We start from the raw sequence: 24,327 nt of genomic DNA, 5'->3' as shown, positions 1-24,327 counted from the left end.
CGGCGTGGCCCGCGGACGGGAATGGCAATGAGGATTAGGGCTTGATTTTTTGATGCAGCGCTGGCAGCCGCGTCCGGTACAACTCCGTCACCTGCGCTTCCATCTCCGCCAGCGGCTTCACCGGTATCAAATCCATCACCTCCGCGGGGCTTAACCCTGACTCCAGCAGCGTCCGCGCGCCGCCGCACACCATTCGCTTCATGGCGGGCACTATTTCCCCTTCCGTCAAGCCAAGCCCCAGCGCCACTTCCCGCAGCGCCTGCCATTGAAACCAGAAATAAGTCGGCCCCATCGCGCTCAACAAGGCGTACGCCTCCAATTTCTCCTCCGCCACCTCCGGATGCTCCCCCAGCGGCTCCAGCCAGGCCGCAATTTCCGCCCGCTCCGCCGCGCCCAGCTCCGCCGCAAAAACCATCGGATTATACCCCAGCCCCATCAGCGAAGGCGCATTGGGAATCACCCGCGCCAGCCGCCCAAAACCACCCAACAGCTCCCGCAGCCGGCCCAGCGTGAACTTGGGCGCCAGCGACACCACCACCGCCTCCGGACGCAAGGCCGCGCGAATGCCGTTCAACACCTCAACCATCACCGGCGGATGCACCGCCAGAAACACGAGGTCCTGCGCCGCCGCCGCCGCATTATCCGCGGTGATTTGCACCGCGGGATGCGCCGTATTGAGCCGGCTTAACACTTCGGCATGGACATCGCTGACCACGACCCGCTCAGGCAGCTTGCCGGCTTTTTGCCAGCCGCTCAGGAAAATGCGCGTGATGCGCCCCCCGCCTATAAAACCTACGGATTGGTGATGCATGGTGGAACACGTGTTGAGGTTGACCGCCAAGTTCAGTTGCTCCTGGTCTCAGGCCGTGTCGGCCGCCGATTGCAGCAACGCCTTTAATTCCGCCAGCGTGGGCACCTTGCCGGAGAGCTTGAGGTTGCCGTTGACCGCCAGCGCCGGCGTCATCATCACTCCCAGGGACACGATTTGTTTCACCTCGGTGACCTTGTGGATTTCCGCAGGGATTCCCAGTTCTTTGACCGCCTGTTCAGTGAGCTGGGCCAGCGTCTTGCAACGGGCGCACCCCGGCCCCAGGACCAGGATTTGCAACGCATTCATGCCCGCAAGCCTACCCAATCATCTGCCCCCGTAAAGACCAAACAGACCCAAGTACCGCGCCCCTCCATTGGGCGGCCCTCATCCCCCATCCAGCGTCCGCCACCCGCCTTTTCTCCATTGGCGGACATGCCCAACGCCGTTATCTTCTCCCCCATGCACATGCTGACCTCCGCAGCTTTGGTCTTGTGGGCGGGCGCCTCCCTCCTGGCGCAATCCGCGTGGCCCGAATTTCGCGGCCCCACCGGCGACGGCCACGCCCCCAAAACCGCCCGCCTGCCCCTCTCCTGGTCCGAAACCAACCACGTCCAATGGAAAACTCCCATCCACGGCAAAGGCTGGGCTTCGCCCGTCATCTGGGGCCACCAAATCTGGCTCGCCACCGCCACCGAAGACGGCACCCGCCTCTCTGCCCTGGCCGTGGACGCGCGCACCGGCAAAATCCTGCACGACCTGCTGCTGTTTGAAGTCGAGACCCCCCAATACTGCCACAAGTTCAACTCCTACGCCTCCCCCACACCCGCCATTGAAGACGGACGCGTCTATGTCACCTTTGGCGCGCCCGGCACGGCCGCCGTGGATACCCGCACCGGCAAGGTTTTGTGGACGCGCCGAGATTTCGAGTGCAACCATTACCGCGGCGCAGGGTCCTCCCCCATCCTCTACCAAAACCTCCTCATCCTGCACTTCGACGGCAGCGACCATCAGTACCTCGTGGCGCTGGACAAAAACACCGGCAAAACCGTCTGGCGGGTCAATCGCTCCATTGATTTTCAAGACCTGGACGCCCAAGGCAAACCGGCCATGGAAGGCGATTTGCGCAAAGCTTTCGCCACCCCCCAAGTGGTGAACCTCCAGGGCCGGCCCCTGCTCATCAGCCAGGGCGCCAAGGCCCAATATGCCTACGACCCGTTGACCGGCAAAGAATTCTGGCGCTTTGAAGAACGCTCCTGCCACTCCGCCAGCGGCAGGCCCGTGTACGCCAACGGCCTTCTTTACATGACCTGCGGTTTCTCCCGCGGCACGCTCCTCGCCTTGCGCCCCGACCCCCAAGACCCCACCCGCCCCCCGGCCGAAGTCTGGAAACTCAACCGCAGCATGCCCAGCAAACCCTCCCCGCTGGTGGTGAACGACATGGTTTTTGTCGTGGACGACGGCGGCCTTGCCTCCTGCCTGGACGCCCTGACCGGCCAGGAAATCTGGCGCGAGCGCATCGGCGGCAACTATTCCGCCTCGCCTCTCTACGCCCCCGCCACCAGCATGATTTATTGCTTCAGTGAAGACGGCAAAACCACCGTCTTCAAGGCCGCCCGGAAATTCGAGAAAGTGGCTGAAAACCGCCTCGAATCCGGCTTCATGGCCTCCCCGGCAGTCACGGGCAATGCGTTGATTTTGCGCACCCGCACCCATCTCTATCGCATCGCAGAATAACCACGCTCAAACCCGCGCCCCTCCCCCAACTCAGTCAAGGCCTCCCCTGTGGACAATTTTTGCGCTTCCGGGTTTGACAGGGCAGGCAAAGCGGTCTTTGATGCCCTGACACCCGGCGTCCGAAGTCATGAAATCACCTAACTTGCTGATGTACGGGGCCAGCGAGCGTAATGCCGACATGCTTTACGCCACAGGGATGATTTCACCGGACGCTTTTATTTACCTTCGGCTCAAAGGCCGTTGCTTCCTGGTGGTGCCAGACCTCGAAGTCCCCCGCCTCCGCCGCCTCAAAGGACGCTGCCGTATCCTGCCCCTGGGCGCCTTCCGTTCCACGGCCTCCAACGGCGTGGCCTTTCACAGCTACGACTTCCTGGCCCGCGTCATTCGGGCCCTGCTCCGCGAGCACAAAGTAAAAAAACTCATCGCCCCCATGGATTTCCCTTATGGCCTGGCCCGCCAATTGCGGCGGCTCAAGGTCAAGCTCAAGGTGGCCAACGGCCCCCTTTTCCCCGAGCGGGCCACCAAAACCACCGAGGAAATCAAAAAAATCAGCGCCGCCCTCATCATGGCTGAAGTCGGACTGGCCGAAGGCCTGCAAGTGCTCAAAAACAGCAAAATCGGCCGCCAGGGCAAACTCACCTACCATAACAGCACGCTCACCGCCGAAAAATTGCGGGCCATCATGAACACCGCCATTTACCAGGCGGGCGGCGTCCCGGGCAACACCATCGTGGCGGGCGGTGTCCAGGCCTGCGACCCCCATGAACCCGGCCACGGCGCCCTCCGTGCCGGCGAGCCTATCGTCCTCGACGTCTTCCCGCGCTCACAAAAAACCGGTTACTTTGGCGACATCACCCGCACCGTCGTCAAGGGCCGTGCCTCCGAGGCCTTGCGCCGCCTCCATGACACCGTCTGCCGGGCGCAACAACTGGCCTTCGCCCAGTTGCGGCATGGCCGCCCCGCCAGTGAAATCCACCAGTCCGTTGCGGCCTTCTTTCAGGCGCAGGGCTATCCCACCCGTCTGCAGCCGCGCCGCAAAGAAGGCTTCTTCCATGGCACCGGCCACGGCGTGGGTCTGGAACTGCATGAATCCCCCCTCCTGGCCGCCCAATCCCCGGACCTGGTCCTCCGCGGGCACGTGGTGTGCATCGAACCCGGCCTCTATTACCCCGAGCTGGGCGGCATCCGCATGGAAGACGTGGTCGTCATCGGCCGCCGCGGCATCAAAAACCTCACCCAATTTGACCGCCAGTTGGAGGTATGAACAGCCCATAACCCCACCGCCCCCATGCCGCCCCTCCCCCAGGTCTCCGCCTCCTAAAAAGTTTGCCGCTTGCCCCCTTTTTGCCTAAACTGCCGCCATGGTCGCAACGCAAACGACCCGGGACACGGTTGGGGAGTCCAGGGCGGAAAGTCTCGCCCAGGCTTTCCGCTGGATGTTGCTTGCACGGGCGCTGGATGAAAAAATGGCCAACCTCTACCGGGGCGGCCGCATCCATGGTGGCGTTTTCCTGGGCCGCGGGCAGGAGGCCCTGAGCGTGTCCATCGGCATGGCCCTCCGGCCGGGCGATATTTTCGCACCCTTGATTCGGGATTTGGCGGGTCGCCTGGCCTTTGGCGAGCCCGTGCTGGATGCCGTGCGCACCCATCTAGGCTCCGTCCTCGGTCCCATGCGCGGACGCGACGGCAATATCCATCGGGGGCGTCCCCGCGCCGGCCTCTACGTCATGATCAGCCACCTCGGCGCCATGATCTCCGTGGTCAACGGCGCCCTCCTCGCCCGCCGCCTCCAGGGCCGCTCCGGCACTGTCGGCGCCACCTGCATCGGCGACGGCGGCACCTCCACCGGCGCCTTCCACGAAGCCCTCAACCAGGCCGCGGTGGAGCGGCTCCCGCTGGTGCTCGTCATTGCGGACAATCAATACGCCTACTCCACCCCCACCTCCCGCCAATATGCCTGCGCCAGCCTCCTCGACCGCGCCAAAGGCTACGGCGTGGACGGTCATGGGGTGGACGGCACCGACCTGAGCGCCTGTCTGGCCACGTTGAACACCGCCGTCAGGCGGGCCCGGGAAGGGCACGGCCCCCAAATGGTGGTCGCCTCCCTCCTCCGCCTCTGCGGCCATGGCGAACACGATGACGCCTTCTATGTGGACCCGCGCCTCAAAGAATCGCCGCTGGGCCGCGATTGCCTCGCCGTGGCCGAACAACAGGTGCTCGCCGCAGGAGCCGCCTCGCCCGCCCAAATTCAACAATGGCGCTCCCAGGTGCAGCAGGAAATCGAGGCGGCCGTCGCCCAGGTGCAACAGGAGCCGGCGCCCGACCCCTATGCGGAACGCTGGGAGGCCATCAGCACCACCCGTTTGTTGGACCAATTTGCTTCGACCTAAGGGGAGACCGGGGTTGCATGAGCATCACTTACCTTGAAGCCATCCGCGCCGCCCAGGCCAAAGCCCTGGCCGAGGATCCGCGGGTCTTTATTTACGGCCAGGATGTGGGCGCCTTCGGCGGTGCCTTCAAAGCCACCAAAAACCTGCAGCAGGAATTTCCCGGCCGGGTGCTGGATGCCCCCATCAGCGAAGACGCCATCCTCGGCGCCGCCGTGGGCGCCGCCATCGAAGGCATGCGCCCCATCGTCGAAATTCAATTCGCCGATTTTTCCACCGTCGCCTTCAACCAGATTGTCAACCAGGCCGCCACCCTCTTCTGGCGCACCGGCGTCCCCTGCCCCATCGTGGTCCGCCTCCCCTCCGGCGGCACCTTGGGCAGCGGCCCCTTCCACAGCCAGAGCATGGAGGCGCTCTACGCCCATTACCCCGGCCTGATTGTCATGACCCCCGCCACCGTCGAAGACGCCTACAGCATGTTGCTGGAAGCCGTGGCCATTGATGACCCCGTGATTTTCTGCGAACACAAATTCCTTTACTACCATCTCAAAGCAGAAGCCCTGCCGGAAACCGCCCTCCCCGCCGGACGCGCCCGCATCACCCGCCCCGGCCGCGACCTCTCCCTGGTCACCTACAGCGCCATGGTCCATGAAGCCCTGGCCGCCGCCGAGGAGCTGGCCGCCGAAGGCGCCGAACTGGAAATCGTGGACCTCCGCTCCGTCAAACCCCTCGACACCGACACCATCATGGCCTCCGTGGCCCGCACCGGCCGCCTCCTCGCCGTGGGCGAAGCCTGGCCGTGGGGAGGCGTCACCGCCGAAATCGTGGCCCGCGTGGCCGCCGAAGGCTTCAACCTCCTGGACGCGCCGCCCCAGCGGTTGAACGCCAAAGATACTCCCATCCCTTTCCATCCCAATTTGTGGGCCGCCCACCGCCCCACCGCGCGCTCCATCGCCGAAGCAGCCCGCAAACTCCTGCGCCTATGATTTCAGCCAAACCCATCCTTTTGCCTGCCTTATGCCATACGTCCCCATTTTGATGCCGCAATTGGGTGAATCCATCGCCGAAGCCACCGTCGTGCGCCTGCTGGTGGCCCCGGGCGACCACGTCGAAAACCACCAGGAAGTCCTCGAAGTGGAAACCAACAAAGCCACCATGACCGTCGTCAGCCCCTGTGCCGGACGCCTGGCCGAATGGCGCGTGCAGGTCAACGAAAGTTATCCCGTCGGCGCCGTGCTGGGCCACATCGAGGCGGAACAAGCCATCACGCCACCCACCACCACCGCCCCCCCTCCACCCCCCGCAGCCCCCCCCCAGCCGCCAACGCCGCCCTCTTCGACCGTCTCCACTTTGCCCCTCGCCTCACCCCCCCAAAAAGTCGAGCCGCGCGTCAAGGGCCTGCCCGTGCCCGCCGACCGCGTAGGCGCCACCTACATGTCCCCGCGCCTCAAGGCCCGCATCCAGGAGCTGGGACTCCAGGCGGCCGATTTGGCCGGCATCGCCGGCAGCGGCGCCGGCGGCCGCGTCACCATCGAGGACTTTGAGCGCTACATTGCCCACTTGGAGCAGCAAAAACTCACCCCCGCCTCGCCCATGCGCGTCGCCGTGGCCGACGCCATGCGCCGGAGCTGGACCCGGCCCCTCGCCACCGTGGGGTTGCCCGTCCTGCTCGACCCCCTCCTGCAACATCGCAAGCAATTCGACCCCAAACCCGGCCCCACCTTGTATGCCCTGCGCGCCCTCGCCCTGGCCCTCGCCGAAAACAGCGCCCCCGCCGGCCGTTTGGTTGGCGCCCGCATCGTCCATCCCCCGGCGGTGGACATTGGCTTTGCCGTCGAAGCCGAGGAAGGCGTGCTGGTCCCCGTCATCCGGGCCGCCGACCAAAAGCGCCTCGTCGAATTGGTCCCCCTTTATGAGCGTTTGCTGCGCCAGGCGCGCGCGCGCAATCTGCCCGCCGACGCCACCGGCGGCTCCATCTGCACCGTCACCAATTACGGGACCTTCGGCCTGATTTGGGCCACCCCCATCCCCCTGCCGGAGCAAACCCTCGTGCTGGGCCTGGGCGCCGGCCGCAAAGTCCCGCGCTGGGACGACGCCAAGGGCCAGTTTGTGCCCGTCACGGAGGCTTATTTGACCCTGAGCTTTGACCACCGCGTCTTGGACGGCGGCGCCGCCGGGCGGTTGTTGACCCGCATTGCTGCCCTGATGAACCAGCCCGACCAATTATAGGCTCTCCCGCCGACCCTCATGAAACTCGGCGCCCACATGTCCACCAGCGGCGGGGTCCATCGCGCCCTCGAACGCGGCCTGGGCATCGGCTGCGAAATCGTGCAGTTGTTTGTCAAAAACAACATGCAATGGTTTGGCCGGCCCTACCCGCCGCAGGACCTGGCCCGCTTTGCCCAACTCGCCGCCGCGGGCCAGCTCTCCGCCATTTTTGGCCACACGGGCTACCTGATTAACATCGCCGCCCCCGCCTCCCCCAACCGCGACCGCTCCCTCCAATCACTTACCCAGGAAATCCAACTGGCCGAAAGCCTCGGCCTCCCCTTCCTGGTCTTGCATCCCGGTGCCCATCTGGGCCACGGAGAAACCACCGGCTTGCGCCAGGCCGCCGCCGCCCTGGATGAAGTCTTTCAGGCCACGCCCCATTCCCCCGTCCGCATTGCCCTCGAAAACACCGCGGGCCAGGGCACTTGCCTGGGCCATCGGCTGGAGCACCTCTTTGAGTTGTACGCCCTGGTGAAACACCCCCAACGCCTCGCCGTGTGCCTGGACACCGCCCACTTCTTTGCCGCCGGTTATGACCTCCGTTATCCCAAGGTGTGGGATGCCCTCATCGCCGAATGCGAGCGCCGCCTGGGCCTCGACCAGCTCCTGGCTTTTCATCTCAACGATTCCAAAAGCCCCTTGGGCTCCCGCGTGGACCGCCACGCCGGCATCGGCCAGGGAGCGATGGGACGCGACGCCTTCCGCCACATCGTCAATGACCCCCGCTTTCGCGACCGCCCCGGCTGCCTGGAAACGCCCAAATCCGAAGATTTGCATGAAGACGTGGAAAATCTCGCCATCCTCCGCAGCTTGATGGAGCCTCCGCCCCCAACAGCCCGCAGACGGCGCAAACCAGCCCAGCCGGCACTTGGCAAGTCTCCAAAACCCGCGCATATTAAACCTCAACTGACATCGTAATGGGACTTTGTTATGGATAAACCACCAATCGTACCTCCCGTCATCGGCAGTGCACCCCCGCCTCCGCGGGTCATGCACGAAATTGACTTCAAGATTTTCGGCGACGACATGCAGTTCGTCGAAATCGAGCTCGACCCCATGGAAGCCGCCGTCGCCGAGGCCGGCTCCATGATGTACATGGAAGACGGCATCGAAATGGAAACTGTCTTCGGCGACGGCTCCCAACAAAACAGCGGCTTTCTTTCCGCCCTCGTCGGCGCCGGCAAACGCCTCCTCACCGGCGAATCCCTCTTCATGACCGTCTTTCAAAACCGCGCCCCCGCCAAACGCCGCGTCGCCTTTGGCGCGCCGTATCCGGGCAAAATCATCCCCGTCCACCTCGCCGAATTGGGCGGCGAGCTCCACACCCAAAAGGACGCCTTCCTCTGCGCCGCCAAGGGCGTCACCGTCGGCATCGCCTTCCAACGCCGCATCGGCGCGGGCCTGTTTGGCGGCGAAGGCTTCATTTTGCAACGCCTCCAGGGGGACGGCTACGCCTTCATCCACGCCGGCGGCACTCTCTGCGAAAAAATCCTCGCCCCCAACGAAGTGCTGCGGGTGGACACCGGCTGCGTGGTGGCCTTCCAGCCCTCCGTCCAGTTTGACATCCAGTTTGTTGGCAAAATCAAAACCGCCCTCTTCGGCGGCGAAGGCTTGTTCTTCGCCACCCTCCGCGGGCCGGGCCGCGTCTGGCTCCAAAGCCTGCCGCTCAGCCGCCTGGCCGACCGCATCGTTGCCGCCTCCCAGGCGGGCGGCCGCCGCGAGGAAGGCTCCGTGCTCGGCGGCTTGGGCAATCTGCTCGACGGCGACTGAGCCGGCCCGTCGTCCCATGCGCGTTCTGCCCTTGCAGGAAACCCACGCCAGCCTCGGCGCGCGCTTCACCTCCGTCAATGGCGTGGACCTCGTGGCCCACTACGGCGATGCCCCCGGCGAGTACCGCGCCCTGACCGATACCGCCGGCGTGCTCGACCTCTCGGCCCGCGGGCGACTCTGCCTCACCGGCCAGGACCGCCAGCGCTTTCTCAACGGCCAGGTCACCAACAACGTCAAGGACCTCCAGCCCGGCCAGGGCTGTTACGCCGCCCTCCTCACCCCCAAAGGCAAGGTCCAGGCTGACCTGTACATTCACGCCCTCGCCCAGGAACTCCTGCTCGATTTCGAGCCGGGCCAGCTCGAAGCGGTCTCCCGGCGCATCGAAAAATACCTCATCGCCGATGACGTCCAACTGGTCAACGTCACCCCTCACTACGGCCTGCTCAGCGTGCAAGGCCCCCACGCCCGGGCCGTGGTCGAAAGCCTGAACCTTGGCGTGGCACTCCCCACCGCCCCCTGTCACTCCGTCACCGTCCAACATCCGGCCTGGGGCGAGCTCTGCCTCGCCAACGTCCCCCGCCTCCTCACCTGCGGCGTGGACCTCTTCGTGCCCGTGTCGGCGCTCGAATCCGTCTGGACCGCCCTGCTGGCGGCCGCCGCCCGCGCCGGCGGACGCGCCGCCGGTTGGGAGGCCCTGGAAACCGCCCGCATCGAGCAGGGCATCCCTCGCTTTCCCGTGGACATGGACGATACCAACCTGGCCCCGGAAGCCGGCCTCGATACCCGTGCCATCAGCTACACCAAGGGCTGCTACACCGGCCAGGAAGTCATCGCCCGCATCCGCACCTACGGCCAGGTCGCCAAACACCTCCGCCGCGTCGCCTGGCAACAAAGCGCTAAAGTTTTACCCCAAAAAGGCGATAAGGTATTTGAGGGCGGGAAAGAGATTGGCTATGCCACCAGCTCGACTTACTCTCCGGCATTAAAGTCCAACCTCGCCCTCGTTTATATTCGCCGCGAATACGACCGGCCCGGCCGGGAAGTGGAACTGTCCGCCGGCGCCGAGAGATTCCGCGCCACCATCTTGGAAACCGGCCCTGCTGGAGTCTGACCACCCCCCTGTCTTTCTCACCAGCCCGCCCCCTCTCCCCCAGGCAAAAAAAACGAGGACCGGCAGCCCCGGTCCTCGTCGTGCTTTGGCTTGAAATAACGCCCCTCAGGCCACGGTAATATCCTTGTCCAGGTACACGTCCTGAATGGCATTCAGCAATTCCACGCCCTCTTTCATGGGGCGTTGGAAGGCTTTGCGCCCGGAAATCAACCCCATGCCGCCCGCGCGCTTGTTGATGACGGCCGTCTTCACGGCGGCGGCCAAATCGCCCGCCCCCTTGGATTCACCGCCCGAGTTGATCAGCCCCGCCCGGCCCATGTAGCAATTGACCACCTGATAACGCGTCAGATCAATTGGATGGTCCGTGGTCAGCTTCTCGTACACCAGCTTGTGCGTCTTGCCGTACTTCTCAAGCACGTTGTACCCGCCGTTGCACTCCGGCAGCTTCTGCTTGATGATGTCCGCCTCAATGGTGACGCCCAGATGATTGGCCTGCGCCGTGAGATCCGCCGCCACATGATAATCTTTGTCTTTCTTGAAGGCGTTATTCCGCAGATAGCACCACAAAACAGTCGCCATCCCCAGCTCGTGCGCGCGTTTGAAGGCAATGCTCGTTTCCACAATTTGCCGCGTGGACTCCGGCGAGCCAAAGTAAATCGTGGCCCCCACCGCGCACGCCCCCATGTTCCATGCCTGCTCCACCTGCGCAAAATACACCTGGTCAAACTTGTTCGGATAGGTCATCAGCTCATTGTGATTCAGCTTCACCATGAACGGTATCTTGTGCGCGTATTTCCGCGAGCACATCCCCAACACCCCCAGCGTGGACGCCACCGCGTTGCAGCCCCCCTCAATCGCCAGCTTCACAATGTTTTCCGGGTCAAAGTAATCCGGATTCGGCGCAAAACTCGCGCCCGCCGAGTGCTCTATCCCCTGGTCCACCGGCAAAATGGAAAGATAACCCGTCCCCGCCAGACGCCCGGTGTTGAACATCCGCTGCAGCGCGCACAGCACCTGCGGGTTGCGATCCGTGGGCGCAAAAATGCGATCCACAAAGTCCGGGCCGGGCAGGTGCAACTTCGATTTGCACACCGTCTTGCACTCGTGTTTCAACAGGTAATCCGCATCGCTGCCCAGCAGTTCAAGAATTTTCGAGTTCATAGTCCAATGTCCATCGGTTCATGTTAGGCGGGGCTTGTCCCCCAGAGCGTATCGGCCATGCAGGCCATCCGCCAGACGCCCGGGCGTACCCCAAATCACGCGCAGTCTATACGATTAGCTGGCCTTGAAAACACATTTTTTGTGCATCTTTTTACCTAATTATCGCGCCCGCCCTTGCGCAAACCCGCCCACCCACACCCCACGGACGCACCCACCATCCCCCTCTGCCGGCCCACCCCGCCCTCGCAGACGATGATTGCATTGCCAGCCGCTTGGTTGTAGGGTGGCCGCGTGCAGCCCCCGAAGAGGCAGCCATGACCATTCCACAATACATCCGGCAGGCAAGCGTTTGGCTCCTGGTGGGCATGAGCTGGCTGGCCGCCGCCGCGGCCGCCCCCGCCCCCGCGCCCCCATCGCCAACCCCCGCCAAATACCTTTTCCTCGTCGAAGCCTCCGCCCTCACTGCACCCATTTCTGAACGCGTCGCCCTCGCCGTGGCCGACCTCATCGAGCGCGGCTGCGGCGGCCGCATGCAGGCGGGCGACCTCTTCAGCATCCTCCCCTTTCACGAACAAATAGACCCCGTGGGCTATACCCGCAAAACCTGGGACCCGGCCCGCAGCCGCCCCATCAGCAACCTCGCCTTCCTGTACCTGCAAAAATACAAGTTCGAGAAAAAGCCCAGATTTGACCTCGTCCTGGCCATCCTCCAGCAGGCCGTCCGCGAAGAGCGCAACCTCCACCTTTACCTCGTCGTTTCCGGCGCTTACCCCATGCTGGGCACACCCTTTGACGCCGACATCAATGCCGTGCTCCGCCAACACGCGGAAACCTGGCGCGAGCGCCGCAGCATTTGCATCATCGCCCTCGTGGCCGAACGCGGCCAGCTCGTGGATTGGGCTGTGGGCGCCGCCGAACCTCCCGCCCCCACGCGCCTGGTGGCCCGGATGCCCGAGCCGCCCGCGCCCCCCAAGCCTCCACCCGCGACGCCGCCACCTGCTGTAGTTCAAACCTCGCCGCCCCCCGCGCAGGTGACCCATGCCCAAACGGCAACCGTCACCCCCCCTCCTCCGCCCGCCACTAATGCGACCGCTCAGGCCAAACCACCCGTAGCGCCTCCGCCTCCGCCCGTCACCATCGCGCAGCCACAAAAGCCGCCAGCTACAGAAAAACCGGAACCACCAGCCCCCAAGCCGCCAGCACCAGCCCCACCTCCCTCCGTGGGTACCACCCAAACCACCGCCCAACTCACCACCGAAAACCCAACCCGTCCACCCCAGCCACCGCCCACCCCGGCGCTGTCCGAGCCGCCCAAATCGCCTCCCTCCGCCAGCACCCCCGGAGTGACCGCAGTGACCCCGCCCGGCAATCTCCCCGTCGTAACCACGCAAACCCCAGCGGCCCCGCCCGGCACAGAAACATCACCAAAACCTGCTTCGCCCGAGCCGCCACCCCAGCCGGCGCCACCCACTTCCAAGACCCCAAAAGTCGAAACCCCTGAAACCACCCCCACCCCCCCCACCAACACCGCCTCGACTGCCGCGCCAGCGCCAACCATAGCCGTGGTGCCACAACCCTCACCCACCCCCTATGGCCTCCTGGCAGCCGGCGCAGGACTGCTCGCGCTGGCCGTATGGCTGGCGGTGGTATGGCATCGCCGCACCCGCCCGGCGCCCGCCCCCAGCCTGATTACCCAGTCCATGGAACGCGAACGCCGCCACCTGCCCGCCAAGGAAAACAAAGACCACCCGCCAAGCATGTAGCGCAGGCGTCCCGCCTGCGAGTCTGGCCTGCGTCCCGCAGGCTAAGAAGCCAAGAGCAGCATAATCCGCGCAGCTACAACTCCTCCCTCTCCCCCCGGGGAGAGGTCCAAGGTGACGGGATGTAGCGCAGGCGTCCCGCCTGCGAGTTCACGGAGCCTCCCGGCTCCGTGATTGCAGAATTGCCAGGCTTAAGCGAACGCGCTTCAAAAACACCAGGCCGCGCATCAATCTTTCATTTGCCAGGCACAGGCGTCCCGCAGGCCAAAAAGCCAAGAGCAGCATAATCCGCGCAGCTACACCCCCCTCTCCCCCCGGGGAGAGGGCCAGGGTGACGGGATGTAGCGCAGGCGTCCCGCCTGCGAGTTCACGGAGCCTCCCGGCTCCGTGATTGCAGAATTGCCAGGCTTAAGCGAACGCGCTTCAAAAACACCAGGCCGCGCATCAATCTTTCATTTGACATGCGCAGGCGTCCCGCAGGCCAAAAAGCCAAGAGCAGCATAATCTGCGCAGCTACAACTCCTCCCTCTCCCCCCGGGGAGAGGTCCAGGGTGAGGGGATGTAGCGCAGGCGTCCCGCCTGCGAGTTCACGGAGCCTCCCGGCTCCGTGATTGCAGAATTGCCAGGCTTAAGCGAACGCGCTTCGGAACACCAGGCCGCGCATCAATCTTTCATTTGGTGAGGGGCCTCTTCTCACTCTTCGTTCTCTTCGTTTCCTTCTGTTCAACATTCGTGTCCATTCGTGTTCATTCGTGGTTTATTTTTCCCTTTCACGCGCTCTGCTCCCTTTTCCCTCTACCCCTTCGTGGTAAAAGGTTTTCATGTCGCCCCTATGGGACTGAAAAAATTGGTGGGGATTGAAGGTCTCGGGGAGCACACGCCTCTGGCGTGTGCCCTTCGGCGTCCCGCCGAAGGGAAGTCATTCCTCTGCTTCTCGAATGCCGCCACCGCCCAATGGGCAGAGACGTATCCTACGCCCGCCATGCGGAAAAACTGAGCCAAAGCACCGCCGGATTCACCCACTCACCGACTTGCCGCCCCACCCGTGAGAGCCACCCCCTGCCGTCTATCAACTAAATCAGCGTAACGCCAACCCTTCCCTGACCGCTATTCCTCCATCAATCCCGTCTGCTTGGGCGTAAGGAACAGCTTGAGCACCGCCTGCCCGCCCTCAAGCCGGACCACTGCCAACGCCCCCTTGGGCAGGGTCACCGCCACTGGAGAATGCGTGTGCAACAGGCGCGCCAGGTGCAAGGACAGCGAAGGATTGTGCCCCACCATGAGCACTTTGTTGAACCCGGCCAGCTCCTTCAGCCACGCCTCAAACTCGCGCGTGCTGCACTCGTTCAGCAAATGTTCCGTTTTCTGCAACTTCACCCCTTTTTTCTTTCCCTGCATTTCCTCCAGCACCAGCTCGGCCGTCTCCACGGCGCGCACCAGCGGACTGGTAAACGCGGCGTCAAACTTCACTCCGCGAGCCGCCAGAAACTGGCCCATCGCCTTGCTTTGCAAAATGCCTTTCCGCGTCAATGGCCGCTCCGCATCCGGCGTGCCTTCCGCTGCTTCCGCATGGCGCAAGAGGTAAATTTTCATAAGCTCATTTAACGGCTGCGGTAACTGGCTGACAAGCATGAGCATGTTACAAATGGATGAACCCGGCGCGCAAGCCCAAGCTCTCAGCCGCTGCCCGGACCACACCCAAGCATCTGTCCCCGTGGCTTTTAGGCAGGTTTTCCCACGCTGGAAATCCGCAGAAATTTCCGCTGGCGATATTCGCCGTCCCGTGCCTAAACTTCCTTACGGTACGGAAAATGCTCCGTAAGCAGTGGTTATGGCTGTGGCTGGCAAAGTTGAGACCAAAGCCTCCACCAAATTGCGCATGGTGGAGTGCGGGGGATGTCGCGCCAAGGTTTTCATCAACGGGCAGTTGGCCCCCTTTGAAACCGTCCCCTGCTCCAAGTGCGGACATCCCGTCATGGTGCCCGTGCGCCTGCGCCAGTTCGAGTTGCAAAGCATCATCGGCAGCGGCGGCATGGGCACCGTGTACCGCGCCCACGATCTCATGCTCGAACGCCAGGTCGCCGTCAAGCTCATGCGCAAGGAGCTGGTCAATGACAACGAGTCCCTCCAAAACTTCATCCGTGAAGCCCGCACCTGCGCCGCCCTCAACCACACCAACATCATCCACGTTTACACCTTCGACCAGTACGAAGACCAATATTACCTCGTCATGGAGCTGGCCGATTGCGGCAGCATGGACCAGCGCATCGAAAAGGAATCCCGCCTGCCGGAGCTGTCCATCCTGGACATCGGCATCAAGGTCGCCTCGGCGCTCGACACTGCCCTCAAACACGGCTTGCTCCATCGCGACATCAAACCCGGCAACATTCTCTTCAACGCCGAAGGCGAGCCAAAGCTGATTGATTTCGGCCTGGCCGGCAGCGCAGATGTCAACCTCGCCCACGACGGCACCATCTGGGGCACCGTGCGCTATGTCGCCCCCGAAAAAATCCAGCGCCAGGGCGAGACTTTCCTCTCCGACATGTACAGTCTGGGCGCCACCTTGTATCACGGTTTGACCGGCCACGTCCCCTTTGAAGCCGAGTCCGATGACGCCATCCTCATGGCGCACGTCAGCATGGAGGCCACCCCCCCCGACCAGGTGGTGCCGGACGTCACCCATGCCACCTCCGAAGCCATCATGCGCATGCTGGCCAAAAGCCCCGTGGACCGTTTCCAGACCTACGATGAATTAATCATGGCGCTCACGGCCGCTCGCACCAAGCTGCTCTTCGCCAAATACCACACGCCGCACGTGGAAATCTAACGCCGCCATCAACCCGCCTCCGGCGGCCCCGGCTCCACTCGCCGCTCCTCCCACCAGCCGCGCGCAACCTCGCAGGCTCGCCATTCCGCGCGCCGTTTCTGATTGAGTTTCCCGCGCGCAACCGTTTGAATGGCCGCGCAACGCATGGCCCACAACGGCACTCTTGAATCCGCCCCCGCCACTCCGGCGCGCTGGCTGTCTCCCTTCGGATTTGCCTTGGCCTTGCTGGCCGCACTGGGATTCTGCTTCCCCGGGGTTGCCGGCGGATGGGAGGCCTTTTTCTATCGGGACCACGGCGTGCTGGCGTATCCCAGTCTGTTTCATCTCAAGGCCAGTCTGGCCGAAGGCGAGTTTCCCCTCTGGAATCCCCTGAGCAATTGCGGCGCCCCCTTTGCCGCGCAATGGGGGCCAATGGCCTATTACCCCGGCTTGTGGCTCTTTCTCGCCCTCCCCCTCCCGCAGGGTCTGGGATGGTTTTGCCTGGCCCATCTGCTCTGGGCGGGACTGGGCATGTATTTTCTGGCCCGCCAATGGACAGGCCAGGCCGTCGCCGCCACCCTCGCCGGCTGGTGGTACGTCTTCAATGGCGCCACCTTCTCCTGCCTCATGTGGCCCAATTACGTGGCCGCCCTGGCCTGGATGCCGTGGGTGCTCTGGAGCGCGGAGCGGGCATGGCAGCATGGCGGCCGCTCCACCCTCCTCGCCAGCGCCTTCGCTGCCCTCCAGCTCCTCACCGGCGTGCCGGAACTAATCGCCTTGACCTGGCTGGCCATCATCGTCCTGGCCGCGCTGGCCTGCTTCGCCGCCCCTGGCTTTCAGGGAAAAATCCTCCTGCGCCTGGGCGCAATCATCCTGCTGGCCGCAGGTTTGGCGGCGGTGCAATTACTCCCATTTTTTGAGTTGCTGGCCCATTCGCATCGCGCCGCCGGCGGCATCGTCACCAAGTGGACCATGCCCGTGTGGGGTTTGGCCAACTTGGTATTGCCCTTGTTTCATTGTTTTGAAACGCCGGAGGGAGTTTTTTATCAGCACGGCCAGAACTTCCTCTCCTCCTATTATCCCGGCGTGCTGCCCCTCGTGCTGGCCGTGTGGGCCGTGGCCTTCGGACGCCAGCGGCGCGTCCTCGCCCTGGCCGCGCTCACCCTCGCCGCCTATTGGCTGGCGATGGGTGACCAGGGCGGGCTGTACGCGGCCTTAAAATGGCTCTTCCCGCCCCTCGAAGTGTTGCGTTTTCCCGTCAAGTTTGTGTTGTTGCCCGCCTTTTTGCTGCCGTTGCTGGCCGCCCATGCCGTGGCCGATATCCTCCCCCATAGCTCCTCCGCCAGGCCGGTGTGGACAATGCGCGCCATCAGCTCCTTCATCGTCACCGCAGCCGTGCTCCTGATTCTCGTGGCGCTGGCCTCCAAATACCCCATGACCTATGACCAGCCGGACATCACCCGCAGCAACGCCTGGGCACGGCTGGCATGGCTCGCGGCAGCTTTGGCGGCTCTCCTGGGTTTAACCCATCCCCGCCTGGCGCGGCTCGCCGTGCTTGCCCTGCTCACCCTCTGCCTGGGCGATTTATGGACCCACGCGCCCCGCCAAAATCCCACCCTGCCCGTCAAACTCGCGGACCTCTCCGTGGGATTATTCGAGCCGGGCTTCTGGAAACTGGCGCAGAAATCCAACCCTCCGCGCCACGGCGACGGACGCATTTTCATCTCCCCCGAAGCCGAGCAATCCCTGCTGCACGCGCGCTCCGGCGATTTGCGCGAGCGCTGGCTCGAACGCCGCACCGCCCAGTGGTCGCATCTCAACCTGCTGGAGCGCATTCCCAAAGTCAACGGCTCCTCCACCCTGCAAATCCGCGAGCAGCGCGCCGTGGAGGACCTCTTTTACAAAGTCCATACCAACCAACCGCCCTCACCCCTGCTGGATTTTCTGGCCGTGACCCACCAGACCGCTCCCGGCCTCGTGAATCATTTCCTGCCTCGCACCAACGCCCTGCCCCTCGTCACCGCCGGACAACGCGCCGCATTCCTTGCCCCCACCCATCTGTTGAACGCGCTGGCCGCACCGGATTTCAATCCGGCGGAGGTGGTTTATTTTCCCGAGGAATTGCGCGGCCAGGTCACGGTTACCCAGGCCGCCCCCGCCCGCCTAACTCTCCGCGCCGTGCAGGCCCACCGCCTGCAATTCGACGTGGAATCGCCCGCGGCGGCGCTGGTGGTGGTGTCCCAATCCTTCTACCCTGCCTGGCGGACCTTCGTGGATGGTCAGCCCGTGCCGCTCTGGCGGGCCAACCATGCTTTCCAAGCGCTGGCTGTGCCGCCGGGCAAACATCAAATCGAAGTCAAATATGTGGACCGTTGGTTCCATGCCGGCTTGCTCATCACCAGCCTGACAGCGCTGGTCATGCTCTGGCTGGCGCGGCCCCGACGCACCCCCGCCATTTCGTCCGGCGGCGCGTAAGTGCGGCTCCCCTCCGCAGGCACAACCCGCACCGCCAGCGCTGCGCGCCGCCGCTCGCTTGGCCCTCCTTTCTGCTGGTCTTAATTCCGTTTCCGCGCTACACAATTCAACGCAAACATATGCGTACCCATTCATTCCCTGCGCCCCGCATGGCGTTGCTCGTCGCGCTTTGCGCCAGCCTGACCGGCCTGCTCGCCGCCACCTACACGCCCCTCGAACCGCTGCCCGCCCCGCGCCTCAAAGCCTTTTCCCCACCGTATCCGGGCGGCGCGCACAACCCGGAAAACCTGCTCGATGCCGTGGACAAAACTGAATACTCCAGCAACGCCAACGGCACCAACACGTTTGTGGAATTTGAATTCCCGGCGCCCGTGCGCCTGGGCGCCTTCCGGCATCTGGACCGCAACGACCCGGCCACCGTGGCCGCCTCGGAATTGAGCCTCTTCGACGCCCAGGGCAAGCTCCTCCAAACCGTGCCCATCACCCACGTCAACCGCCGCGGCGGCGAAACCGTCCTCACTCTGCCCACGCCGCTCACCGTCAAATCCGCCCGCTGGCGCATCACCCGCCTCGGCAGCCAGTATTCCACCGTGGGCGGCGCGGAAATCACCTTCTACGCCGCCGGCACGCCGGAAAACACCCCGGCCCGCGCACAGCTCACCGTGCGCCCCCTGCCTTTCCAAAAGCGCGGCTCACGCACCCAGCCCGCCCGGGTGCAAATCAATTTCCCTTATCTGGAAAGCGCCCCCGCCCTGCTCCGCGTGTCCGGCGTCACCAACCTCGCGCTGACCCTGCGCCCCGGCCGGCAAATCGTGGAGCTGGCCCTCCCGGCCGCCCAGCAGGAAACCACCCTCCCCCTGCAGCTCGAAGTGGACGGACGCCCCGCCACCCGCCTGGAATTCCGCCACACGCCCGTGCGCCCGCTGACCGTCTATGTCATGCCCCACTCCCACACCGACATCGGCTACACCGCCCTGCAAACCGAAATCGAAAAACGGCAGGTGCAGAACCTCATTGACGGCATGGCCCACGCCCGCCGCACCGCCAATTATCCGGAAGGCGCCCGCTTCGTCTGGAACGTCGAAGTGTTGTGGGCCGCCGATTTGTATCTGCGCCGCCTCGATGACAAACAGCGCCAGGAATTCCTGGCCGCCGTCAAACGCGGGGAAGTCGCCCTCTGCGGCATGTATCTCAACATGCTCACCGGCGTGTGCCGTCCAGAGGAACTCCTGCGCACTTTCCGCTTTGCCACGGAACTGGCCGAGTTGACCGGCACGCCCATTGACACCGCCATGATTAGCGACGTCCCCGGCTACACCTGGGGTCTCGTCCCCGCCATGAACCACGCCGGCATCAAGTATTTCTCCACCGCCCCCAATTACTTCGACCGCATCGGCGACATCCTCGTGCAATGGGAAAATAAACCCTTCTACTGGGTGGGCCCCGACGGCCGCTCCAAAGTCCTCGTCTGGATTCCCTTCTGGGGCTATGCCATGTCCCATCGTTACCACCAAATGACACCCCACCTGGTCGAGGAGTTCTGCGAGGGCCTCGCCCAGCGCCACTATCCCTATGAAATCGCCTACGTCCGCTGGTCCGGCCACGGCGACAACGCCCCCCCGGACCCCTCCATCTGCGATTTCATCCGCGACTGGAACGCCGAATACGAATGGCCGCGCTTCATCATCTCCTCCGCCAGCGCCGCCTTTCGCGCCATGGAAGCGCGCTATGGCTCGCAAATCCCCGAAGCCCGCGGCGAATGGTCCCCCTATTGGGAGGACGGCGTGGGCAGCAGCGCGGCGGAGACCGCCTGGAATCGCGCCAGCGCCGACCGTCTCGCCCAGGCGGAATCTCTCTTTGCCCTATTCCAGCCGCAGGCTTATCCCCGCGCCGCCTTTGGGGAGGCGTGGAATTACGTCCTCCTGTATTCCGAGCACACTTGGGGCGCCTGGTGCAGCATCAGCCAGCCAGAGCACCGCGAAACCCTCGGCCAATGGGCCATCAAACAAAATTACGCCCTCCAGGCCGACCGCCGCTCCCGCCTCCTCCATGACCTCGCCCTCTCCCAGCGCGCCGGCGCGCCCCTCCCCGACGCCGTGGATGTCATTAACACCCTGAGCTGGCCCCGCACCGAATTGGTGCGCGTGCCCCCGCACCTCTCGCGCGGCAAAGACCGCGTGTTGGACGACCGCGGGCGCGCCCTCCCCTCTCAGCGTTTGCAGGACGGCACCCTGGCCTTTGTGGCGGAAAACGTCCCCCCCCTGGGAACCCGCCGCTACCAAATCGCGCCCGGCCCGGCCGTCAACCCCGAAAAACCCCTCGTGCGCGTGGACGGCCAGCGCCTCGAAAACGACCGTCTGCGCCTGCGTTTGGACGCGCGCCGCGGGAGCATCATCGAACTGAGCGCCACGGGCGCCCACGCCAGCCTTGTCAACCCCGCCGCCGGCGAAGGCTTGAATGAATACGTGTATTTCCGCGGCTCCGATACCAGCCGCGTCCAGCGCGTGACCAACGTCACCTGGCGCGTGGGCGAAAACGGGCCCCTGGTCGCCTCGCTCATCGCCGAAAGCCGCGCGCCCGGCTGCCGCCTCTTGCGCCAGGAGTATCTCCTGGCCGCCGGCGCCGATTTCGTCGAGTGCCGTAACTTCCTGGACAAGGAAAAGCTCGAAGCCAAAAGTTACCACGCCCCGGAGGGCAAGGAGAGCGTCAATTTTGCCTTCCCCTTCGCCGTGCCGGGCGGCGAATTGCGGCTGGGCCTGCCCTTGGGCGTCATCCGGCCCCATGCCGACCTGCTGCCCAGCGCCTGTAAAAACTGGTTCAGCGTCGGCCGCTGGGCCGCGGTGAACGGCCCCCAACACGCCGTGACATGGGTCACCCTGGATGCCCCGCTCGTGCAGGTGGGCGGGCTGACCGCCAACCTCCTCAACAGCCAGGCCGACCCCAAGGCCTGGCGGCAAAGTGTTGAACCCACACAAACCCTGTACTCCTGGGCCATGAACAACCACTGGGGCACCAATTACCGCGCCTATCAGGACGGCGCCGCCTGGTTCCGCTACTTGTTGCGGCTCCAGGGTCCCGGCAACGATGCCGAAGCCGACCGTTTTGCCGTGAGCGCCAGCTTCCCCCTGCTCGCCGTCCCGGCCCAGGGCCCCGCCTCCTCCGGCTCCCTCTTTCAACTGGAGCCGTCCGATGTGCATCTCCTCTCGCTCAAACCCAGCGATGACGGCAAGGCCCTCATCGCCCGCCTCTACGGCGCCTCCGGCCAGACCCGCCAGGCCACCCTCCGCTGGGGCAGCTTCCGCCCCGCCCGCATTACCCTGAGCGACACCAGCGAAAAACCCGGCGCCCCCGTCAACGACACCGTGACCGTCCCGGGCTACGCCCTTGTCACCCTCCGCCTGGAACGTTGAGTCCTCAATATCACCCCCAAAGCGATATTGCCATGAATGGCATGGACGCCGCGCCAGTCCAATTGTAGGATGCAGCACATGAACATAACCCGTTTCCTCCTTGGATTGGCCTTGGCGCTGACCCTGGGGAATCTGTCCGCCGAAAACTGGCCGCGCTTCCGCGGCCCCAATGGACAGGGCATCTCCAGCGAAACCAACCTGCCACTCACCTGGGACGCCACCAATCACATCCGATGGAAGACCCCCATCGCCGGCGAGGGCTGGTCCTCCCCCATCGTCTGGAATGACCGCGTGTTTGTGACCGCCGCCCGCGAGGACGGCACCCAGTGTCACGTCATTTGCCTGGACCGCGATTCCGGCAAGGTCCTCTGGGATGTGCGCGTCTTCGAGCAGCGCCGCCTCCGCAAGGAAGGCAAAAATTCCTATGCCACCCCCACCCCCTGCACCGACGGCCAGCAGGTGTATGCCGTCTTCAATGATGGCAGCATCGTGGCCCTCGACTTCCAGGGCCAAGTCGCCTGGACCAACCGCGAGGTGGCCTTTTACAGCCGGCACGGCCTGGGTGCCTCCCCCATTGTTCACGAGGGCCTGCTCATCATGCCGTACGACGGCAGCCAGCGCGTGGACGAAGTCGGCAACTGGCCCAACAACAGCGATTTCGAGCGCACCGGCTGGCAAATCCCCTGGGACAAATCGTTCCTGGTGGCCCTGGACACCAAGACCGGCCGGCGCGTCTGGACAGCCCGCCGCGGCATGTCCCGCATCGCGCACGTCACGCCCTTCATCTGGCGCGACAATGGCCGCGAAGAATTGATTAGTTGCGCCGGCGATTGCATCCAGGGCTTCGACCTCAAAACCGGCGAACGCCTCTGGACCGTGTTCAGCCGCGGTGAAGGTGTCACTCCCAGCCCCGTTTACGGCGAGGGACTAATTTTCACCTCCTCCGGCTTTGAGGCCACCACCATCCGCACCGTCAAACCCGGCGGCCGCGGCGATGTCACCGCCACCCACATCGCCTGGGAACAAAAACGCGGCGCGCCCACCCAATCTTCCTTGCTGTACGTGAAGCCCCATTTGTATGCCGTGACCGACAATGGCATGTTGACCTGCTACACCGCCGCCAACGGCGAAGTGGTGTACCAGGAGCGCCTGCAGGGTGCCTTCAGTGCCTCGCCAGTCTATGCCGATGGCCGCATTTATCTCCTCAACGAGGCCGGCGAAACCATCGTCATTGCCCCGGGGCCGCAATTCAAAGTGCTGGCGCGCAACCGGCTCAATGAAAAGGCCCAGGCCTCCATCGCGGTGTCCCAGGGCCGGCTGTTCCTCCGCACCGCCCAGCATGTCTATTGCATCGGGCCGTAAAGGAACCGCGCCGCTGCCCCCTCATTCGTCCAGCGGCGGCAATTCACCCCGCTGGTAATAGCGCAACACCTCCGCAAACTTGTTTTTCAAGTCCGCCGGCGCGCGCTGCACCGCGCGGGTCTGCGCCTGAATGGCCTCCTCCTTGCGGCCCTTCAGAAACAGGGCACGCGCGTAAGTGTCCAAAATGTTCGCGTCACGCTGATACGCGGCCGCATTGGCGCGCTCCGCAATTTTCAGAATCAAATCGTAATCCGGCTTTTCAAAATCATCGTTGGTGGCCATTTCCCACGCCAGCAGGTTGAGCAGATGCGGCTCTTCGGGATACCGCTCCACCAGCTCGCCGGCCAGCGCCTCCGCCTCCTTGAAACGCCCCTCGCCCACGTACATTTGAAATTGCAGGGCCTTTAGCCCCACCTGCTGGTCGGCGGGCAGCAAACCGGCCATGCGTTTGAGCAGGTCATGGGCCTGTTTCCATTGATTGTTTTCCAACGCAAGGTTGAGGCTTTTCCACAGTTTCTCCAACGCCTCCGCTTCATTGTACAAGGCCGCATGCTCCGCCACCGCCTGCTCCCAGGGATAAGTCCCCTCCAAAAGCTGCTGCAGTATCCGCTCCCGCAATCCAAAGGGATGCCCCATCCAGGCAATCCTGCCGCGGTCCAGCACAAAAACCACCGGCACCGCCGTAATTTGCGCCGCCTCCAGCCATGTGGCCGCCAGCACTCCTTTTCTCCTGTTGTCCACGGCATCCGCCATCAACGGCATCTCCACCACCAGCCCCGCCCGCTGGCGCACCGGCTCCCATTCCTCCTGCGGATGGTCCCAGACCCGCACGCCAACGAAAGTCACTCCCCGGGAGGCAAATTTCTCGCGCATACCCTCCATGCGCGACATCCCCACCACGCCCTGGCCCTCAATCGAAGTCCAGAACAACACCACCGCCATGCCGTTGGTCAGCGGTTGCTTCAGCGGACCCCCTTGCAGCCATCGCCCGGCCACAAAAGGCGGGGCTAAATCACCCACCTTGAGTTTTACCGAGTCCGCCGCCGGCGCCGCCAGACCAGCCCACCCCACTGCCAGCAGCAAAAACAGCAGGCCGCCCACCCACCACCGCCCTGCGGCGCCAATCCCGGGGCGCTCCGCCCGCAGCCATGCCTCTGCGCCCGCACTCTCTGGAAAGTAAAAACCTTGCATGCCGTTGCTCAAGGCAAGATACCCTCCCCGCCTCCCAATGCAATCCCGTTGGGCTTGATTTTCCGCTTTTCCCCCGCC

General features: G+C 64.2%; 18 protein-coding genes. 13 read left to right on the top strand and 5 right to left on the bottom strand.

The window, feature by feature from the left end; genetic code table 11:
• Nucleotides 1-34: 34 nt before the first annotated feature.
• Nucleotides 35-811: a pyrroline-5-carboxylate reductase family protein gene (locus NXS98_RS16960; RefSeq protein ID WP_283846243.1), complete on the bottom strand. Its 777-nt coding sequence runs from the start codon at nt 809-811 to the stop codon at nt 35-37.
• Between the two features lie 48 nt (nt 812-859).
• Nucleotides 860-1,117, bottom strand: a complete 258-nt coding sequence (locus NXS98_RS16955) for a thioredoxin family protein (protein WP_283846242.1) — start codon at nt 1,115-1,117, stop codon at nt 860-862.
• A gap of 126 nt (nt 1,118-1,243) precedes the next feature.
• Between NXS98_RS16955 and NXS98_RS16950 the strand changes: the two genes are divergently transcribed.
• The 8 genes from NXS98_RS16950 (at nt 1,244) to ygfZ (ending at nt 10,084) form a co-directional block, all read left to right on the top strand.
• Nucleotides 1,244-2,545, top strand: coding sequence for a PQQ-binding-like beta-propeller repeat protein (locus NXS98_RS16950; protein WP_283846241.1), 1,302 nt, complete (start codon nt 1,244-1,246; stop codon nt 2,543-2,545).
• Between the two features lie 127 nt (nt 2,546-2,672).
• Nucleotides 2,673-3,809: a M24 family metallopeptidase gene (locus tag NXS98_RS16945; protein ID WP_283846240.1), complete on the top strand. Its 1,137-nt coding sequence runs from the start codon at nt 2,673-2,675 to the stop codon at nt 3,807-3,809.
• A gap of 97 nt (nt 3,810-3,906) precedes the next feature.
• A complete protein-coding gene (locus NXS98_RS16940; RefSeq protein ID WP_283846239.1) occupies nt 3,907-4,935 on the top strand; it encodes a thiamine pyrophosphate-dependent dehydrogenase E1 component subunit alpha in 1,029 nt (342 codons plus the stop codon).
• 17 nt (nt 4,936-4,952) lie between these two features.
• Nucleotides 4,953-5,918, top strand: a complete 966-nt coding sequence (locus tag NXS98_RS16935) for an alpha-ketoacid dehydrogenase subunit beta (RefSeq protein ID WP_283846238.1) — start codon at nt 4,953-4,955, stop codon at nt 5,916-5,918.
• Between the two features lie 31 nt (nt 5,919-5,949).
• Nucleotides 5,950-7,161 (top strand): 2-oxo acid dehydrogenase subunit E2, encoded by a 1,212-nt coding sequence (locus NXS98_RS16930; protein ID WP_283846237.1) that lies wholly within the window; start codon nt 5,950-5,952, stop codon nt 7,159-7,161.
• A gap of 18 nt (nt 7,162-7,179) precedes the next feature.
• Nucleotides 7,180-8,121, top strand: coding sequence for a deoxyribonuclease IV (locus NXS98_RS16925; RefSeq protein WP_283846236.1), 942 nt, complete (start codon nt 7,180-7,182; stop codon nt 8,119-8,121).
• A 12-nt stretch (nt 8,122-8,133) separates the two neighbouring features.
• On the top strand, nt 8,134-8,973 hold the full coding sequence (locus NXS98_RS16920; RefSeq protein ID WP_425499918.1) for a TIGR00266 family protein: 840 nt from the start codon (nt 8,134-8,136) through the stop codon (nt 8,971-8,973).
• A 16-nt stretch (nt 8,974-8,989) separates the two neighbouring features.
• Nucleotides 8,990-10,084 (top strand): CAF17-like 4Fe-4S cluster assembly/insertion protein YgfZ, encoded by a 1,095-nt coding sequence (gene ygfZ, locus NXS98_RS16915; protein WP_283846235.1) that lies wholly within the window; start codon nt 8,990-8,992, stop codon nt 10,082-10,084.
• 105 nt (nt 10,085-10,189) lie between these two features.
• On the opposite strand, the gene NXS98_RS16910 is transcribed toward ygfZ, so the two are convergent.
• Nucleotides 10,190-11,245: a class I fructose-bisphosphate aldolase gene (locus tag NXS98_RS16910; protein ID WP_283846234.1), complete on the bottom strand. Its 1,056-nt coding sequence runs from the start codon at nt 11,243-11,245 to the stop codon at nt 10,190-10,192.
• 314 nt (nt 11,246-11,559) lie between these two features.
• Here NXS98_RS16910 and NXS98_RS16905 point away from each other — a divergent pair, with 314 nt between their 5' ends.
• Entirely contained in the window at nt 11,560-13,008 is a 1,449-nt protein-coding gene (locus NXS98_RS16905) for a hypothetical protein (protein WP_283846233.1), read from the top strand.
• Nucleotides 13,009-14,112: 1,104 nt separating this feature from the next.
• Here NXS98_RS16905 and sixA read toward each other — a convergent pair.
• The gene (gene sixA, locus NXS98_RS16900) at nt 14,113-14,598 is read right to left on the bottom strand and encodes a phosphohistidine phosphatase SixA (protein WP_283846232.1); all 486 of its coding nucleotides are present in this window, start codon (nt 14,596-14,598) and stop codon (nt 14,113-14,115) included.
• Nucleotides 14,599-14,836: 238 nt separating this feature from the next.
• Here sixA and NXS98_RS16895 point away from each other — a divergent pair, with 238 nt between their 5' ends.
• The 4 genes from NXS98_RS16895 to NXS98_RS16880 all read left to right on the top strand — a co-directional run bounded on the left by NXS98_RS16895 (nt 14,837) and on the right by NXS98_RS16880 (nt 23,058).
• Nucleotides 14,837-15,832 (top strand): serine/threonine-protein kinase, encoded by a 996-nt coding sequence (locus NXS98_RS16895; RefSeq protein ID WP_283846231.1) that lies wholly within the window; start codon nt 14,837-14,839, stop codon nt 15,830-15,832.
• A gap of 144 nt (nt 15,833-15,976) precedes the next feature.
• Nucleotides 15,977-18,286: a putative glycosyltransferase family protein gene (locus NXS98_RS16890; protein WP_283846230.1), complete on the top strand. Its 2,310-nt coding sequence runs from the start codon at nt 15,977-15,979 to the stop codon at nt 18,284-18,286.
• Nucleotides 18,287-18,405: 119 nt separating this feature from the next.
• On the top strand, nt 18,406-21,696 hold the full coding sequence (locus tag NXS98_RS16885; protein ID WP_283846229.1) for a glycoside hydrolase family 38 N-terminal domain-containing protein: 3,291 nt from the start codon (nt 18,406-18,408) through the stop codon (nt 21,694-21,696).
• Between the two features lie 78 nt (nt 21,697-21,774).
• Nucleotides 21,775-23,058, top strand: coding sequence for a BamB-related PQQ repeat family beta-propellar protein (locus NXS98_RS16880; protein WP_283846228.1), 1,284 nt, complete (start codon nt 21,775-21,777; stop codon nt 23,056-23,058).
• 21 nt (nt 23,059-23,079) lie between these two features.
• Here the strand turns inward: NXS98_RS16880 and NXS98_RS16875 are convergent, their stop codons facing one another.
• Nucleotides 23,080-24,261 (bottom strand): thioredoxin domain-containing protein, encoded by a 1,182-nt coding sequence (locus NXS98_RS16875; protein WP_283846227.1) that lies wholly within the window; start codon nt 24,259-24,261, stop codon nt 23,080-23,082.
• Nucleotides 24,262-24,327: the final 66 nt, after the last annotated feature.

Origin of the sequence: Fontisphaera persica (assembly GCF_024832785.1) — a bacterium.
Lineage (GTDB): Bacteria > Verrucomicrobiota > Verrucomicrobiia > Limisphaerales > Fontisphaeraceae > Fontisphaera > Fontisphaera persica.
Note: the sequence above shows the minus strand (reverse complement) of the source record. Positions and strands in the feature narration are given on the sequence as shown.

Excerpts from the sequence above, each read along its gene's own strand:
- NXS98_RS16960 (WP_283846243.1), bottom strand. The coding sequence starts at position 811 with ATGCATCACCAATCCGTAGGTTTTATAGGCGGGGGGCGCATCACGCGC.
- NXS98_RS16955 (WP_283846242.1), bottom strand. The coding sequence starts at position 1,117 with ATGAATGCGTTGCAAATCCTGGTCCTGGGGCCGGGGTGCGCCCGTTGC.
- NXS98_RS16950 (WP_283846241.1), top strand. The coding sequence starts at position 1,244 with ATGCCCAACGCCGTTATCTTCTCCCCCATGCACATGCTGACCTCCGCA.
- NXS98_RS16945 (WP_283846240.1), top strand. The coding sequence starts at position 2,673 with ATGAAATCACCTAACTTGCTGATGTACGGGGCCAGCGAGCGTAATGCC.
- NXS98_RS16940 (WP_283846239.1), top strand. The coding sequence starts at position 3,907 with ATGGTCGCAACGCAAACGACCCGGGACACGGTTGGGGAGTCCAGGGCG.
- NXS98_RS16935 (WP_283846238.1), top strand. The coding sequence starts at position 4,953 with ATGAGCATCACTTACCTTGAAGCCATCCGCGCCGCCCAGGCCAAAGCC.
- NXS98_RS16930 (WP_283846237.1), top strand. The coding sequence starts at position 5,950 with ATGCCATACGTCCCCATTTTGATGCCGCAATTGGGTGAATCCATCGCC.
- NXS98_RS16925 (WP_283846236.1), top strand. The coding sequence starts at position 7,180 with ATGAAACTCGGCGCCCACATGTCCACCAGCGGCGGGGTCCATCGCGCC.
- NXS98_RS16920 (WP_425499918.1), top strand. The coding sequence starts at position 8,134 with ATGGATAAACCACCAATCGTACCTCCCGTCATCGGCAGTGCACCCCCG.
- ygfZ (WP_283846235.1), top strand. The coding sequence starts at position 8,990 with ATGCGCGTTCTGCCCTTGCAGGAAACCCACGCCAGCCTCGGCGCGCGC.
- NXS98_RS16910 (WP_283846234.1), bottom strand. The coding sequence starts at position 11,245 with ATGAACTCGAAAATTCTTGAACTGCTGGGCAGCGATGCGGATTACCTG.
- NXS98_RS16905 (WP_283846233.1), top strand. The coding sequence starts at position 11,560 with ATGACCATTCCACAATACATCCGGCAGGCAAGCGTTTGGCTCCTGGTG.
- sixA (WP_283846232.1), bottom strand. The coding sequence starts at position 14,598 with ATGAAAATTTACCTCTTGCGCCATGCGGAAGCAGCGGAAGGCACGCCG.
- NXS98_RS16895 (WP_283846231.1), top strand. The coding sequence starts at position 14,837 with ATGGCTGTGGCTGGCAAAGTTGAGACCAAAGCCTCCACCAAATTGCGC.
- NXS98_RS16890 (WP_283846230.1), top strand. The coding sequence starts at position 15,977 with ATGGCCCACAACGGCACTCTTGAATCCGCCCCCGCCACTCCGGCGCGC.
- NXS98_RS16885 (WP_283846229.1), top strand. The coding sequence starts at position 18,406 with ATGCGTACCCATTCATTCCCTGCGCCCCGCATGGCGTTGCTCGTCGCG.
- NXS98_RS16880 (WP_283846228.1), top strand. The coding sequence starts at position 21,775 with ATGAACATAACCCGTTTCCTCCTTGGATTGGCCTTGGCGCTGACCCTG.